General features: G+C 68.8%; 1 pseudogene. It reads right to left on the minus strand.

The annotated features are described in order from the left end of the window. Positions 1 to 1,060, minus strand: a pseudogene (locus tag AC3EUJ_RS37135) (sugar-binding protein); the annotation flags it as partial. Positions 1,061 to 1,112 lie beyond the last annotated feature (52 nt).

Here is a 1,112-nt window from a genome sequence, read left to right on the forward strand (position 1 = left end):
TGTCGGTGATGATGCTGCCGCCGCCGACGGCATCCACCTGGGACTGCCGTACCCGGCCCAGGCCGTCGTAGATCGACACCGCGTGGGCGTAGGTGCCGTTGTCGCGCAGTGTGGACGTGGTCACGGCGGTCGGCTTGCCGACGGTGGTGTCGTAAGAGAAAGCCTTAAACGCCTGGTCCGTTGCTGGAGTCTGTGAGGCGGTCCATACCTCGGTAACGCGGCCGAGGGCGTCGTAGGCCTGCGTGACGGTCCGGCCGTTGGCGTCGGTCGCGGCCAGCGGGGTAGCCCGGCCCGGCTCCACGGTCGTGGTGACCGTCTGATCAAGAGCGTTGGTGACTGTGGTGGAGTACACCTGCCGGGCGGAAGGACCGGTCGTGGGCTTGTAACTGGTTTCGGTCGTGTGGTCGGCGGCGTCCTTGACGGTGAGCGGGCGGCCGTGGTCGTCGAAGGTGGTGACGGCGCTGCGGATCCAGCCGGTGCCGAGTCCGTCAACGGTCCAGGCAGTGGTGGCCAGGCCCTTGCTGGGGGCATCGCCGTAGGCGCCGTTGTCATAGGCGGCCCGGGAGGCGGAGATGACGTCCCCACCGGTGGCGGTGGGGGCCTTATCGCAGGTGCCGGCGGTGCTCTTGGTCTGCTCGACCAATCCGATCAGCCACGCGGTGGTGTTGTGCAGGTACGAGGTGATGGTGCAGGTCTCGTCGTCTGGCTTGCCGGTGTCGCCGAGGGTCTCGACCTGGGTGGGCAGCCCGTAGGTGTCGTCGTACTGCGTGAGGGTCTTAACCGTGCGGGAGGTGCGGGTGTCGTCGGGGTTGGTGCCGCTGGCTGGGGTGACGGTGATGCCGGAGTCGACCTGGGTCCGGTAGGCGTGCAGGTCGGGGACGTCGGTGCGGGCACGGGTGGCCAGCAGGTGCGCCGACGGGTAGGAGACGGTGCGGGAGGCTACGGTGCCGCCGCTGCCGTCGTCGTTGGCCTGGGTGTACGTGAGGGATTCGGCGATCATGCCCTGGAAGGCGGGCTTGTCGGGGGCGATGGTGGCGTCGGTGGAGTCCTTGATTGTCACCGACCGCGTCCCGCCACCCGGGAGGGGGTCGCCGTCCATGCCGCGGAAGTAA

The organism is Actinacidiphila sp. bgisy160 (assembly GCF_057707815.1).